10 protein-coding genes and 3 riboswitches are annotated in these 14,379 nt (G+C 53.0%); of the genes, 1 reads left to right on the forward strand and 9 read right to left on the reverse strand.

The window, feature by feature from the left end; all coding sequences use genetic code 11:
- Positions 1-98: 98 nt before the first annotated feature.
- Positions 99-213: riboswitch (SAM riboswitch) on the reverse strand.
- A 148-nt stretch (positions 214-361) separates the two neighbouring features.
- Positions 362-440, forward strand: a riboswitch (glycine riboswitch).
- A 361-nt stretch (positions 441-801) separates the two neighbouring features.
- A riboswitch (glycine riboswitch) is annotated at positions 802-881 on the forward strand.
- Between the two features lie 609 nt (positions 882-1,490).
- The 7 genes from QTL79_RS01355 to QTL79_RS01385 form a co-directional block, all read right to left on the reverse strand.
- Entirely contained in the window at positions 1,491-2,612 is a 1,122-nt protein-coding gene (locus QTL79_RS01355) for a M20/M25/M40 family metallo-hydrolase (protein ID WP_346353260.1), read from the reverse strand.
- Positions 2,613-2,748: 136 nt separating this feature from the next.
- On the reverse strand, positions 2,749-3,918 hold the full coding sequence (locus tag QTL79_RS01360) for a DNA polymerase IV (RefSeq protein ID WP_346353132.1): 1,170 nt from the start codon (positions 3,916-3,918) through the stop codon (positions 2,749-2,751).
- A gap of 48 nt (positions 3,919-3,966) precedes the next feature.
- Complete coding sequence (locus tag QTL79_RS01365) at positions 3,967-4,656, reverse strand: thymidine kinase (protein ID WP_346353133.1); 690 nt, start codon at positions 4,654-4,656, stop codon at positions 3,967-3,969.
- A 117-nt stretch (positions 4,657-4,773) separates the two neighbouring features.
- Positions 4,774-6,129, reverse strand: coding sequence for a lipase family protein (locus tag QTL79_RS01370; protein WP_346353134.1), 1,356 nt, complete (start codon positions 6,127-6,129; stop codon positions 4,774-4,776).
- Between the two features lie 68 nt (positions 6,130-6,197).
- Positions 6,198-7,361: an MFS transporter gene (locus tag QTL79_RS01375; protein WP_346353135.1), complete on the reverse strand. Its 1,164-nt coding sequence runs from the start codon at positions 7,359-7,361 to the stop codon at positions 6,198-6,200.
- A gap of 247 nt (positions 7,362-7,608) precedes the next feature.
- Positions 7,609-7,851, reverse strand: a complete 243-nt coding sequence (locus QTL79_RS01380; RefSeq protein ID WP_346353136.1) for a hypothetical protein — start codon at positions 7,849-7,851, stop codon at positions 7,609-7,611.
- Between the two features lie 129 nt (positions 7,852-7,980).
- Positions 7,981-8,145, reverse strand: coding sequence for a hypothetical protein (locus QTL79_RS01385; RefSeq protein WP_346353137.1), 165 nt, complete (start codon positions 8,143-8,145; stop codon positions 7,981-7,983).
- 254 nt (positions 8,146-8,399) lie between these two features.
- Between QTL79_RS01385 and QTL79_RS01390 the strand changes: the two genes are divergently transcribed.
- A complete protein-coding gene (locus QTL79_RS01390) occupies positions 8,400-9,905 on the forward strand; it encodes a diguanylate cyclase (RefSeq protein ID WP_346353138.1) in 1,506 nt (501 codons plus the stop codon).
- Positions 9,906-10,028: 123 nt separating this feature from the next.
- Here the strand turns inward: QTL79_RS01390 and QTL79_RS01395 are convergent, their stop codons facing one another.
- Together QTL79_RS01395 and QTL79_RS01400 are read right to left on the reverse strand one after the other, a co-directional pair.
- Entirely contained in the window at positions 10,029-13,241 is a 3,213-nt protein-coding gene (locus QTL79_RS01395; protein WP_346353139.1) for an efflux RND transporter permease subunit, read from the reverse strand.
- A complete protein-coding gene (locus QTL79_RS01400; protein WP_346353140.1) occupies positions 13,238-14,374 on the reverse strand; it encodes an efflux RND transporter periplasmic adaptor subunit in 1,137 nt (378 codons plus the stop codon). The genes QTL79_RS01395 and QTL79_RS01400 overlap by 4 nt, the downstream gene beginning before the upstream one ends.
- Positions 14,375-14,379: the final 5 nt, after the last annotated feature.

A 14,379-nucleotide genomic window follows, 5' to 3' on the forward strand; every position in this document is an offset into this window, starting at 1 on the left:
TTGAATCGCTCCTTCACTATTTTGTAAAATAGAAAAACCCCTTCCTGAGGAAGGGGTGACAAGGCCTGCCGAACAGCAAACTGCGCCGTATTTCCCTCCTCTCATCTCCCAGGATTTCTCCTGCTGGAATTGGCACCACTGCAAAAAAAGTTTTTTTCTTTTGCCGGTTGCCGGGCGTCATCGGGCCAGTCCCTCGACCTCTCTGGATAAGAGTCCATGAAGCTATAAAATTTTCTTGTCCTTTATGGTAAGGCATCAACTGTTCATTGTCAATCGTTTTTTTATTTTATCCCTCTTCCCCTGTAACTCAATTGACATTCTTTGTCATTCGCCTTATAATAAAAGCAATCGCATATTCGAGATGACGTCGTTGGGAGAGACCCCGCGGGGCACCGAAGGAGTAAGCAAAAACTCTCAGGTAAAAGGACCGGCGACAGATCGAGCTCTGGAGAATACACCGCTTGGTGTTACCGAAGGAGAGGCCGTTTGGTCTAAATCTCTCAGGTAAAAGGACAGAGGCAATTCAAACTTTTTATAGTTTGGATTGCCTCTTTTTTATTCTTCAAACAGGCACATTTGTTTTCAAAAGAACACTCGTTTTATTTTTGTCCTTCTCAAAAACACTTAGACCGCGCTTAGTGTTTTTAAAGAGGACTGTTACGCTTTACGTTTTGTTACATTTATATCGTTTTTTATTTATTTTTTAATTATTTTTTGTAACATTTCTCTTGACTCTTATTTTTATAGGCTTTATAATAAAGACAGAAAAAGCCAATCGGTTTACAATTTCATATATGCAGGATGAAGTCACCGGGAGAGATCCTGACAAGGACGCCGAAGGAGCAGCAAACACTCTCAGGCAAAAGGACCGTTGACCGACTGCACTCTGGAGAAGGCATCATGCATCGATGCTACCGACGGGGAAAGCTTCCACGCGAAGCAAATCTCTCAGGTAAAAGGACAGAGGCAACCCGGCACCATTTGGTCCAGGTTGTCTTTTAATTTGGCCAAAAATAAGAAAAGGAGGCGATTTCCATGACCGCAGCTCGCAAAAACACTTTGAGCATCGGCGCATTTGCCGCTTGCTACGCCGCACTGATTCTCGTCGTTGCTCTGTAATCAATCTCCACCCTAAAAACAGAAGTAAAGGAGGTAATTCTCATGACCGCAGTTCGCAAAGATTCTCTGAGCATCCTGGCTTTCGCCGCTTGCTACGCCGTACTGATTCTCGTCGTCGCTCTGTAATTAATCAGACCCGTCTAAAAAGTAATATTAAAGGAGGTCATCTCCATGACCACAGCACGCAAAGATTCCTTGAGCATTCTGGCTTTTGCCGCTTGCTATGCCGTATTAGTTTTGATCGTGGCTTTATGATCCAGTTTCTGACGCTACGGATAAAAAAGACGCCCCTACCGAAAGAATAATCGGTTTAGGAGCGTCTTTTTATTTACGATGCCGTTATTGAACCACAGCCGCCTTAGAAATTTTCGCTACTTTTTCGCCGCCTGCAGGATGATCGCCAGCGACAGTTCACCGGTATTATAGAGATCGACTTCTTTGATGAATTCGTCCGTAGTGTGAACCTTGGACATGCCGACGCCGAGTACCGCGGTCGGAATGCCATAGCTGTTAAAGAAGTTGGCATCGCTGCCGCCGCCGGTTCCGACGCAGGCGGCTTTCATGCCGAGCGATTCGACCGCTTTGACCGCAGTCGTCACGACATGCGCGCTTTCTTCCAACACGTACGGGTTATACGCCCGCTTGACGACGACCGTCGCCTTGCCGCCGCTTCTCGCACAAACGGTTTCAAACGTTTCTTTCATATGCGCGGTTTGCGCGGCGAGTTTGTCCATGTTGCGGCTACGCGCTTCGCATTTCAGTTCGACTTGGTCCGGTACGATGTTGGTCGCAACGCCGCCACTAATGAGGCCGACATTGGCTGTGGTTTCAAAATCGATGCGGCCCTGTTTTAATTCGGCCAGTGCTTTGCCGGCCACTACGATCGCATTGACGCCTTCTTCCGGCGCAACGCCGGCATGCGCTTTTTTGCCATGTACCGTTACCAGAATGCTCTCCTGGCCAGGGGCCATGACGATGACTTCACCCGGCGCACCGCTCGAATCGAGTGCATAGCCGAAATCGGCTTTCAGCAGCGACTGGTCGATGTTCTTCGAACCGTTCAAGCCGCCTTCTTCCGCTACGGTGAACACGATTTGCACATCGCCGTGCGGCAGCTGTTTTTCTTCCAAGAGACGCAGTGCTTCCAAAATGCCGGTCACGCCTGCTTTGTCGTCGCCGCCGAGAATCGTATCGCCCGCCGAGGTGATGATGCCGTCTTTCAAGACCGGCTCGATCCCAGTACAAGGTTCCACGCAATCCATATGCGCGGACAGCATGACGACCGGAGCGCCTGCCACATTGCCTTTTTTGTAAGCGATCAGGTTGCCGCAATCGCCGCCGATTTTACTGCCGGTATCGTCTTCCTTCACTTCGAGCCCGAGCGCCTTCAGCTTTGCAAGCAAAACATCCGCCACTTGCCGTTCTTTACGGGTCGACGCGGGGATTTTCACCAGTTCAAAAAATTCATCCAGCATTCGTTGCTTGTTTACCATGTTCATCTCTGTTTCCTCCTACATGCTTGCTGTCAGTAATGATTCCTACACCTTATTATTGTACACCGATTTTTTGCTTTCTTCCAGAACACAAAAAATATTTATGTATTTATTTTTCAGTATATTGAAACAAGTCTCACGTATCCTTTTTCTCTACCTTGCAAAGCGGCGCTTTGGTGAGAATATCGCGTCCGAACTTGTCGCGCAGCCGGTCGACCGCTTCATACATCCGCTGTCGCTTGTCATCAGTCGGCGCAAAGAGCGACAGCTGGCCGCCGTCGGAGGTTTGCAGATTGCCGACCGTCACGCCGAGCAGGCGCACCCCCTCCTGTAGCGTCAGCTTGTCAAGCATCGCCTTGACGGTCTGATAGATTTCCTCATCATAACAGGTCGGTTCCGGCAAGGTCTGGCTGCGCGTCAGCGTCTTGAAGGAGGCGTAGCGCAGTTTCAGCGTCACCGTCCGGCCCGAAAGATTCAACTGCCGCAGCCGCCAAGCGACTTTTTCCGTCAACGCGAGCAATTGGTTCAGGATTTCCTCGCGTCCCAAGAGATCCTTGGCAAACGTCTCTTCATTGCCGACGGATTTCGGCGCGTAATCCGATTCGACCGGGCGATCGTCAATCCCTTTTGCCAGGCGCTGCATATCGGCAGCCGCCTGTCCGAGCTGTCGCACCAGCCGCAACGGATCGAGCGCCGCGAGTTGCCCGATCGTCTTGATGCCCATTTCGAGCAGCACTTTAGCGGTAGCCGGTCCGACACCCCACATCCGCTTGATCGGCATTTCCTCTAAAAACGCCTGTTCTTCACCCGGCTGCACGACAACGAGACCCGCCGGTTTTTTAAGATCGGAAGCCAATTTGGCGAGAAATTTGTTCGGCGCCAATCCGGCTGAGGCCGTCAGATTGAGCTCTTTGGCAATCCGCTCTTTGATCGCCAGCGCAATTGACACCGGATCAGGGTATAGTCTGTCCATGCCGCTGATATCGAGAAATGCCTCATCCAACGAGAGCGGCTCGACGAGCGGCGAAAAATCAGCCATGATCGCGCGGATTTTTTTTGATTCCTGTGTATATTTGCGATGATCGCAAGGCAAAAAGATGCCGTCCGGGCAGCGCCTTCTCGCTTCGGCCATCGGCATCGCCGAGTGCACGCCAAAACGACGCGCTTCATAAGAGGCGGTCGCTACCACGCCGCGACTGCCGATGCCGCCGACAATCACCGGTTTTCCCTGATATTCGGGATGGTCGCGTTGTTCCACCGAGGCGAAAAACGCATCCATGTCCACATGCAAGATCCAGCGTTGCAAAAAGCATCGTCCTTTCTTTTCCCTTTGAACTAATTGGCCGTCCCAGGCTCAGCTTTCAAAGAGTTCCAATTCTTTGCCGCCGCTCTCGCTGCGGCGACGGCTGCATTTTTCACACAGCGCCACATATTTGTCGACGCTGCCGACGTCGACCGTACTTTCCCGGTTCGCCGCGCCATTGTCGATTTTATAAGAAATGTACGCTTCCCGCCCGCAGTCCACACAAACCGCGTGCAGTTTGTCCACGTATTTCGCCTTGCAGGCCAAAACCGGCACGATGCCGAACGGTTCGCCCGATGAATACATGTCGAGTCCGGCCATGACGACTCTCTTTCCTTTGGCAACCAGATGTTCGACCACCTTAAGCAAGCCGTCGTCAAAAAACTGCACTTCGTCGATGCCGATCACATTCGCCTTCCAATCGACCTGCGCCAACAGTTCCGCCGAATTTTGCACGACCACCGCCTGCATCGAGCCCGACAATTGGCGCGTAAGTTCCGCCACCAGCTCTGTCGGCTCTTCGCCATTGTTCAAATGGACTTCGACGATCGTCTCCACTTTGCGGCGCACTTCGCCATATTCATGCGTCGAAACCTGGTTCTGATCATAACGGCTGTCTACAGCCGGCTTGAACAGTTGATACGTCTGCCCGGCAATACGCGCTCGCTTTAAACGCCGGATCAGCTCCTCACTTTTTCCGCAATACATCGAACCGAAAATCAATTCACTCCATCCGCACATCGGGGTCATTCTCCTTATCTCATCCGGAAATTTTTCAAACGCTCACATTCTATAGTATAACGCAAAACGGGAGGAGAGGCCATGTCCGCACAGCCGCTCCTCCCGTTTTTCATCCCGCTATTTTCCCGGCGTCCCCTGCAACCAAGAGGCGCTCTCCTTATTCATGTCGCGCGCCGCACGAACAAACGCCTCCAGCGGCGTAAACTCTTTCGTATTGCTGCCGTAAGCATACGCGCCGACAAACCTCTCATCGGCCACGCTGTACACTTCCTGTTGCAGCGTGATATAGTAACGGTTTTCCTGATCTTTGACCTTCCGCGCCAACACCTTCGGCACGATCAGCACCTGACAGCCCTGTTCTTTAGCCAGGCGGAACAATTCCAAGCGCGGCGCGTCTTCGCTCGCCATCACATAATCCGAAAAGACCCGCCAGTACTGATCTTTGAGGACCTGGTTCATATAGTAAAACTCGCTGTTCAATTCCGCCGGCAACTCGTTGGCCAGCGGCGCAACATATCCTTTGGCTTCGAGATATGGCTTATATACGCCTTTCCACTTAACCGGCTGATGTGTTTCTTCTTCTAAAATCCGCTGCTTATCATAATAATTTTTCATTGCATAATCCAGATAGACCGCCATGCTGTGCGGACGATCTTCCAGTTTTTTCGGCACTTCCCAATGTTCCTCCGGGCCGAATTGCTGATAACCGCCGACCAGCTGCGTCAACGCATAGGGCACGGGATCGCCTTTGTTGATAAAGCGCTGCAAGCGGATCACATTTTTCTCTTTTTCGGCAAAGGCCGCATTGCCGACTGCCGGAGCGCCGAACGTGATGACTTTCAGTTCTTCCGGCAAAACGCCCATGTCGAGCAACCGAGCCGCCAATAGCGTCGCCGCCGCGCCGCCCAGGCTATGGCCGACCAGAACCAGTTCCGTTCCGGGTTCATTGCGCAACCGTTCCAAAAGTCTATGCTGTTCCGGTTTCAGATCCGCCCCTTCTTCCTCGAACACCAGCATCGATTGGACGTATTGGTGAAAGCCTTTGTGCACCAACGGACTATCGCCCGTCACCCCTTTGCGCTGGCTGTACGCCTCAAATTCCTGACGATCCGTCCCGCCGTAAGGCACCTTGCCCCAACGCAGATCCACGGAAACATCTTTCTCACTCTCCGTTCCCGCGACCGCCAGCAGATAGTCCGGCAAGCCGTCACCGCCCATCGTCCGCATCAGGAAAAATTTAGCGTCAACCGCAACGTCATTTTTTTGAAAGCCGCGCAGTTCCCACCCTTCCTGCTCCAGCGCCGCAAAGGTAAGATTGCCGAAACGATCCTGATACGCCGCCATGCAGGAAACCGCCGCCAAGTAAATCTGCCGTGCTTCTTTATAATCTTCGGCCGCCCCAGCCAAAGCCCGGCAAGGCTCCGTCAGGAGAAGCAAGGCAACAAGCAGCAGGCACGCCTTGTTCAGCTTCAATATTTCCGCCTCCTTTTCTAGCTCATCCTTCTTCTGTACCAATACGCCTTTTTTCCCTTTACTCCTGCTTAATTCCGCACCCGCTGCGGTTCACGCACAAACATCGTCAAAATAAACCCGAGCAGCGGCAACACCGTCAGGATCTCAAAGACCAGCGGCAATCCCCAAACGTCCGCCAATTTCCCGAGCCCGGTAACGCCCATCGTGCCGAGACCGATGCTAAAACCGAGCGTCAGACCCGACGCCATGCCGATATTCTTCGGCATCATGCGCTGCGCGAAGACCATGCTGCTGGTCGCCGTCGCCGACAGCAAAATGCTGATCAGCGCCAATAAAAGAAAGAGCGACGCGCCCTGCGCCGTCATAAACAGATAGAGCAGCGCGGCGATCGGCAGCGTCGAATAGAGCATCACCTTTTTGCTGCCGTATTTGTCGCTCATCGTGCCGCCAATCAGTGTGCCGACGACGCCTGCACCGAGGAAGATCGTCAGGAGCGAGCTGACGTATACGCTCTCGCCGCCCAGATACGCCATATAGTAAAGCGGCACGAACGTGCCAAGCCCCGAGCTGATCGTTGCCCGCGTCAGAATCATGCCGAGCAGCGCCATCAGCGGCCAGCTGACCGCCTCTTTCAGCGTTCCAAGCGTACTGGCGCCGCGCACCGTCATCTGCGGGAACTGATGCATCACCGACAGCAACGCAATAAAGATCAGGATACTGGGCAGCGCATACCAGAGCAAACGATAACTCTCGCCGCCGAGCAGCAACGAGCCGAGCAACAAGGAACCGAGCGCCACGCCCGCATAGCCGCCGACCGAAAACACGCTGATGCATTTTCCTTTCGCGACGCCGCTCAATTGATTGACCGTCTTCGCCGCTTCGGGATGAAAGGCCGCGTTGCCGAAACCGCTGATCGCCGTACAGAGCAGCACCAGATAATAATTCGGTGCAAAGAGCGACGCCGTCATAAACAGTCCGGTCAACAGACAGCCCATCGGCATCAGCCAGGGCCGGTGCTTCTTATCGCTGAAATAGCCGAACAGCGGCTGCGTGATCGACGCGGCAATATTCTGCACCAGCACAATCGCACTGACCTCCGCATACGACAAGGCAAATTTCGCTTTCAAAAACGGCAGCGCCACATATAACGCGCCCGGCGATAAATCGGCCACACAGTGCGCAAGACCGAGCAGCCAAACCGATTTCGGCACGGCTTTTAATAATTCGTTCATTTCGACTCCCCTATCCAGTTCCCAAACAACTATTTTCTTTCTCGTTATATCATAAACTTTATTTCTTCGCTTCACCATAACGAAACCCTGCCAACGGCCTGCGAAAATCATTTTATCTTTTATCACGTTTCCGTCCCAAGCGCCAACTTTATCACCTTTTGCCAACAACAAGAAAGAGCCCTCTCAGATGAGACGACTCTCGCTTGTCCTTGCTATATGATTCCGTCCCTGGAAATACAGTCAGTTCTTAGTGGAATTCACCGCGCAAGCGGGCCAGCTCTACCTGGCTTTCAAAATAGTACCAGCGCGTCGATTTTCCCATCACGCAGCGCAGTGCATCAATTTTCCCTGCCAGCGCCAGCGCTCTGATTGCATTGACATCGAAACCATTTGAGGAATAATAGTTTGCTGAAACAAAACCTTTGCGCTGCAATTCTCTGCGATTCTTCGTAGCATCTCTGCTGTCGACTTCCATCTGCCATATTGCCATCGTTCCCTTCAGCCCCTTTCTTATTCTCCGGCATCCGCGATTAGACACCTCTATCTTACACCGTCTAACGCAACTCATTGTTATCCGGATGTAAACACTGCGTAAAAAGCGCAAAAGGGACCGCCTCCCTCAAGAGACAGTCCCTCCGTATATCCACGTTGCAATCGCAGCAGGCAAACGACGCTTTGCCGCAAGAAGACGCCCACCGCTTCTACCAAGCAAAAGAAGCGTGGGATACTGCGTTGCCAATGCGCCTTTGACCGACTGCTGCCGTTCACTCATCCAGCCATTCATACCCCTCACTCCTTTGCACTATAATCTAATAAAACACATTTTACTCTTACCTATGTTAAATTATAGATTCCTGTACAGGATTCCTGCTTTTTTAACTATTTAAACATAGGAAAGTAATTTAGCAGCATCGTCCGCCTTTCTTTTTTCGCACAAATTCGGCATCTTACAAAAACGAGCAGGAGCTTTGCAGCGCAGCCAGAATACAGTCTATAAGAACATGGCTTGCATCTTGAACAAAAAGGAAGGCGCGCATTATGGATTATGCTGAAAAAAATCTTCTTCCCTCCTTCCCTGGCGCAAGCACGGACGAGCAGCTGCACTTTTTACAGACACTGATCAATTCCATCGCCAGTCCTGTTTTTTATAAAGATTGCACCGGAATATACCAGGGCTGCAACAAAGCTTTTGAAGAATATCTCGGCAAACGCAAAGAGGAAATCATCGGCAAGTCGGTCTACGACTTAGCGCCGCCCGATCTTGCCGCCCAGTACGAAGAAATGGATCGCGCACTCTTCGAACAGGGCGGCCAACAAACCTACGAAGCCTCGGTCCTTTATGCCGACGGCAGCCGCCGCGACGTCGTTTTCAACAAATCGCTTTATTATACGAAAGACGGCGTCTTGGCCGGATTAGTCGGCATCATTTGGGATATCACCGAACGCAAGCAGCTCGAGCAGGTCTATCTGGACACGCAAAACACGCTGCAGGAAAAAGTCGTGCAGCGCACCTTTGAACTGCAAAAAGCCAATGAAACATTGCACGAGAAAATACTCGAACTCGAACAGATGACCGCCGCCCTATCCAGTTCCGAAGAAAAATTTTCCAAAGCGTTTCACTACTGTTCCGACGCCATCGGCCTGTTTCGTCTGCACGACGAACGTTACATCGAGGTCAACGACGCTTTTATCGAGCTCTTCGGTTACAGCCGCGAAGAAATCATCGACCATAAGTCTACCGAATTCGGCCTCTGGCTTTATCCCGAAGAACGCGCCAACGCCTTTAAACTCGCACGTGAGCAGGGCTCGTTTCGCGATCTTGAATCCGCCTGGCTCAATAAGAACGGCGATGTTCGCATCGGTCTTTGCTCCGCGGCGTCGGTCGAGATCGACGGCGAAACCTGCATCTTATTCATCGTGCATGATTTCACCGAACGCAAACGCATCGAAAACGAGCTGCGCGCCACGCGCGACGACCTGGAACGGCAAGTCAAGCGGCGCACGCAGGAGTTATACGATCTGAACAGCGCTCTTTTGCAGCTCTCGTCCTCGGACGGCCTGACCGGCCTGGCCAACCGCCGCGCACTCGATGACTTTCTCGAACGGCAATGGCAGCAATGCAAACGCCGTCAGACGCCTCTAGCATTCATCATGATCGACGTCGACTTCTTCAAGGAATATAATGATCTCTACGGCCATCTCTCCGGCGACGAATGCCTGAAAAAAGTCGCTCGCACATTGCAAAACTCCTTAAAACGTTCCAGCGATTTTGCCGCCCGCTTCGGCGGCGAGGAATTCGCCGCCGTTTTGCCCGACACCGACCTGAGCGGCGCGACCTTGCTCGCCGAAGAGCTTCGCGCAGCAATCGAGGCGCTCGGCATCGCCCATCACGCTTCCGCAGTCAGCACGGTCCTGACGATCAGCTTGGGCGTGACCGCGCTCATCCCCCAGAAGAGAGATGTACTCTCCTCGCTGCTCGCCGCAGCCGATCAGGCGCTCTACAAGGCCAAACGAGCCGGACGCAATCGGGTGGAACGCGCATAAAACTTGTTTTTTAAAACGTGTGCCGCCAAAGCGAAATCAAGCGGGACGTTTTTTTACACAAAGAGCCGAAGCGGGTCGATACAATCGACCCGCTTCGGCTCTTCGTGTTATCGCATTCTATTTTTATCCACGCCCCTTTCTGCCGAACAGTTCGAAGTACAGCAGTGGTACGATTAGCAGCGTCAGACCTGTCGCGGCCACCGCGCCGAAGATCATCGCAATCGCCAGTCCCTGAAAAATCGGATCGAACAGCATCACGAAGGAACCGACCACCACCGCGGCCGCGGTCAAAAGAATCGGACGCATTCTGATCGCTCCGGCTTCCGTCAGCGCATCTTCCAACGCTTTCCCGTCTTTGATTTCCGCTTGAACGAAGTCAACCAACAAAATGGAATTGCGCACGATAATTCCCGACAAGGCAATAAAGCCGATCATCGAGGTGGCGGTAAAGAACGCACCAAATAGCCAATGCCCCGGTAAAATGCCGATCAGCGTAAGCGGAATCGGCGCCATGATCACGAGCGGCACAAAAAAGTTCTTGAACCAGGCCACCACCAAAATGTAAATCAGCACCAGCACCGCCGCAAACGCAATGCCCAAATCACGAAACACTTCATACGTGATATGCCATTCGCCGTCCCATTTCAGCGCATAACGGTCTTCCAACCAAGGCTGCGTCGCCGTATATTGCGTCATCGCATAGCCTTCCGGCAGTTTCAGCTCGGCGATGCGCTCTTTCATTTTCATGATCGCATAGACCGGACTTTCTTCTCCGCCGGCCACGTCGCCAATCACATACGTGACCCGTTTCAAATTCTTATGATAAATCGTCTTTTCTTCGCTCTCCCGCTGCGGTTTTGTCAACTCAGCCAGTGAAATCAAATTCCCCTTGGCATCCGGCAAACGGATCGAAGCAAGATTCATTTCCACAAGCGAAGAGCGCTGCACCGGCGCAAGGCGAAGAAACAGTTCCACCGCTTCTTTTTCCTGCGGAAAGTGAACCATGCCCACGCTGCCGCCGCTTAACGCAAGATTAACCGCCTGTGCAATCCGCTTGCTGTCCATGCCGTGATAGGCGGCTTTTTCCTGATCCACCAGATAGCGCACTTTCGGCTGGTCTTCTTCCACATACCAATCGACATCGACTACGCTGGGCGTCTGATTAAAAATATCTTTTACCTGTCGCGCAATCGCAAGTTGACGTTTATCGTTCGGCCCGTAAATTTCCGCAACCAAGGTGCTGAGCACAGGCGGCCCCGGCGGAATTTCAACCAACTTGATTCTCGCATTGTACACTTTGCCAATATCCTGCAGCGGCGCTCGTAATCGTTTGGCAATCGCATGGCTCTGCGCCGAACGCTCCCCTTTCGCGACGAAATTCACCTGAATATCGGCGCTGCTCGGAGCAAAGCGCAGGAAATAATGGCGCACCAATCCATTGAAATTATAAGGCGAGGCCGTACCAATATACGTTTGAAAGTCCGTCACTTCCGGAACGGATTTCAAATATTCACCCAAGGCTCTGCTCAGCGCAGCCGTCTCTTCAAGCGGCGCATCCTCCGGCATGTCGATCACGACCTGCAGCTCGCTTTTGTTGTCAAACGGCAGCATCTTTACCGCGACCGCTTTCAGCGGCAGCAGCAAGACGACGAGCAATAAAAGCACTACGATGCCGCCGATCGCAGCGCGGCGCTGTTTCTTATTTTCAATCAAGCGACGCAGTAAATTCCGATAGCGCTTTTGCAAATCTCCTTCTTTCATTCCAGTAGAAGCATGCGCAAATACGACTTTGCCCAAGAGACGATAGCCCAGCCATGGACTGACGATAAAAGCCACCAGTAAGGAGAAAAGCATGGCCGCTGCAGCGCCTACCGGAATCGGCCGCATATACGGCCCCATCAAACCGGAAACAAACGCCATCGGCAGCAATGCCGCAATCACGGTAAAGGTAGCCAAAATTGTCGGATTGCCGACTTCGTCCACCGCAGCGGCAGCAGTTTCTTCGTCCGCTTTTCCGGCTAAGACAAAACGGCGATGCAGATTTTCTACAACCACAATCGCGTCATCCACCAGAATGCCGATGGAGAAAATCAGCGCGAATAACGTGACCCTGTTCAGCGTGTAGCCAAGCAGATAGCTGGTCAGCAGCGTCAACGCCAATGTCACCGGAACTGCAACGCCGACGACGCCGGCCTCCCGCCAGCCAAGCGTCAAACCGATCAGCAACACCACCGACAGCGTAGCGATCAGCATATGCTGCAGCAGTTCATTCGATTTGTCCTTCGCGCTCTCGCCATAATCGCGCGTCACCGTCAGCTTAATATCCTGCGGCAGTACATCGCCGCGCAACGCTTCCGCTTTGGCCAAGGCCCGCTCGGCTATGCTGGCCGCATTTGCGCCCTTTTTCTTTGCCAATGACAGCGTCACCGCTTCATGCGGCCCCGCTGAGACGCTCTTACTTACTTTCTCCGGCGCTGTTGCCGCGCCAAGTTCCATAAAGACATAGCTGTCGGCTTCCCTTGGCCCGTCCTTGATCGCCGCAACCTCGCGCAAATAAATCGGGCGACCATCTCTCACGCCAATTACCAATCCAGCTACGTCGGACGGACTGTTTAAAAATGCGCCGCTTTCCAAGCGAATTTCCTTATTGCCAGCCTGCAAACTGCCCGACGCCAGATTACCATTACCGCGTTGCAGCGCTTCCGCCAGCTGTTCGAGGCTCAGACCGAAAGCAGCCAAACGCGCAGGGTCGGGTTCGATGCGGATCTGACGCCGCTGTCCACCGATCAAATTGATCTCCGAAACATCTTCATCTTTTTTCAGCTGTTCCGCTAATTCTGCCGCCACCCGCCGCAGTTCGTAACCGCTATAAGCGGAATTCTCGCTCCAAAGCGTCAACGCCAGAATCGGCACATCGTCGATTGAGCGCGCCTTGACCAGCGGTTGCGACACGCCGGGCGGAATGCGATCATAATTGGACATCAGTTTATTGTACAAACGCACCAAGCTGTCTTCCTGACTTTCGCCCACTTTAAAACGTACGATCGTCAGATTATTGCCCGGTTTAACGATGGAATAGACATATTCGACCCCCTGCAGTTCCCAAAGCAATTGCTCCATCGGCTTCGTAACCCGGTTTTCGACTTCCGCCGCACTCGCACCGGGATAGGCGACCTGCACGTCAAGCATCGGCACGACAATCTGCGGTTCCTCCTCGCGCGGCGTCAGGCCGACTGCAAAAAGTCCGAGCAACAGCGCTGCCAGCACGAGAATCGGCGTCAGTTTGGAGTTGATGAAACTTTGCGCCAGGCGGCCTGACAGTCCGATTTTCTTCATTGAAGATTCACCTCCCGGACCACGCCGCCATCTGCCGCCTCTTCCACTCCTTTCACCACTACTTGTTCGCCGTTTTTCAATCCGGCAAGGACTTCTACCTGCCCATCTTGCTTATTTCCCAGACGCACCATCCTGTACCAGATGCGCTTATCCGCATCCACTACATAGACGCCCGTCAGTTCCCCTTTGTTGACAACCGCCTCCAGCGGAACCTGCATCGCCTGTCGCTCCGCCAACGCGATTTGCAGCTTGGCGTACAGACCTGTATGAATCGCAGGATCTGCGGCCAACGCCACTTTCAGCAAAAATGAGCGACTGGCGCTGTCCACCGCCGGAACGATTTCACTGACTGTCCCGCCAAAGATCTTTTCCTCCCGCTCCGTGCCAAGCAGCACGCGCACCGGCATCCCTACGGCAACCTTGCCAAGCTGGTTTTCTTCCATATAGGCTTCCACCAGAAAAGAAGAAGCGTCTTCCACCGTGATCGCCGCCGCCCCCGGCTGCAGCATGCCGCCCACTTCCAAACGTTTTTCCGTCACGATCCCATCCGTCGGCGCGAGCAAACGCGTATAGCCGTCATACGCTCTGGCTTCCTCCCGCGTCGCTGCCGCCCGGTTCATTCCTTCAGCGGCCTTTTCATATTCCAAGCGGGCAATTTGAGCTTGCGTTTGTATTTGATCCAATTGTTGACGCGCAATCGCTTCCGATTCAAATAACCGTCGATACCGCTCATAGGTGATTTCCTGCAGTTCAAGATTGCGGGCTGCCGCTTCCATTCCCTTGCCTGCTTCCCGGTAACCAGCTTCCGCAGCCGCCAGTTTTTGACGGCTATCACTATTTTCCAGCGTAGCCAGCAGTTGCCCGGCTTTCACTCGCTCGCCGGACTTGACCAACAGCTGCGTCACCATCCCCATGACCTTCGGCGCCACCTGACTGACGGTATGCGCTTTTACTGTGCCGGATGTTTCATAATAGTACGGCGTCGCTTGCAATTTCACGCTTTGCACGGTCAGAGACGAAACCGTCTGCGGCGTACTCGCTTCTTTGTTCGTTGCTTTGCCGCAGCCTATTGCCAATAGCAACATGATGAGGATTCCGCTTAGTAATAAAATTCCTCTTCCCGTTCTCAGCATAGCCA

Origin of the sequence: Azotosporobacter soli (assembly GCF_030542965.1) — a bacterium.
GTDB classification, from domain to species: Bacteria; Bacillota; Negativicutes; order SG130; family SG130; genus Azotosporobacter; species Azotosporobacter soli.

What these genes read in the sequence shown, in the direction of transcription:
- QTL79_RS01355 (WP_346353260.1), bottom strand. Translation starts at nt 2,612, where the DNA reads ATGGTAAACAAGCAACGAATGCTGGATGAATTTTTTGAACTGGTGAAA.
- QTL79_RS01395 (WP_346353139.1), bottom strand. Translation starts at nt 13,241, where the DNA reads ATGAAGAAAATCGGACTGTCAGGCCGCCTGGCGCAAAGTTTCATCAAC.
- QTL79_RS01390 (WP_346353138.1), top strand. Translation starts at nt 8,400, where the DNA reads ATGGATTATGCTGAAAAAAATCTTCTTCCCTCCTTCCCTGGCGCAAGC.
- QTL79_RS01380 (WP_346353136.1), bottom strand. Translation starts at nt 7,851, where the DNA reads ATGGCAATATGGCAGATGGAAGTCGACAGCAGAGATGCTACGAAGAAT.
- QTL79_RS01365 (WP_346353133.1), bottom strand. Translation starts at nt 4,656, where the DNA reads ATGTGCGGATGGAGTGAATTGATTTTCGGTTCGATGTATTGCGGAAAA.
- QTL79_RS01400 (WP_346353140.1), bottom strand. Translation starts at nt 14,374, where the DNA reads ATGCTGAGAACGGGAAGAGGAATTTTATTACTAAGCGGAATCCTCATC.
- QTL79_RS01375 (WP_346353135.1), bottom strand. Translation starts at nt 7,361, where the DNA reads ATGAACGAATTATTAAAAGCCGTGCCGAAATCGGTTTGGCTGCTCGGT.
- QTL79_RS01385 (WP_346353137.1), bottom strand. Translation starts at nt 8,145, where the DNA reads ATGAATGGCTGGATGAGTGAACGGCAGCAGTCGGTCAAAGGCGCATTG.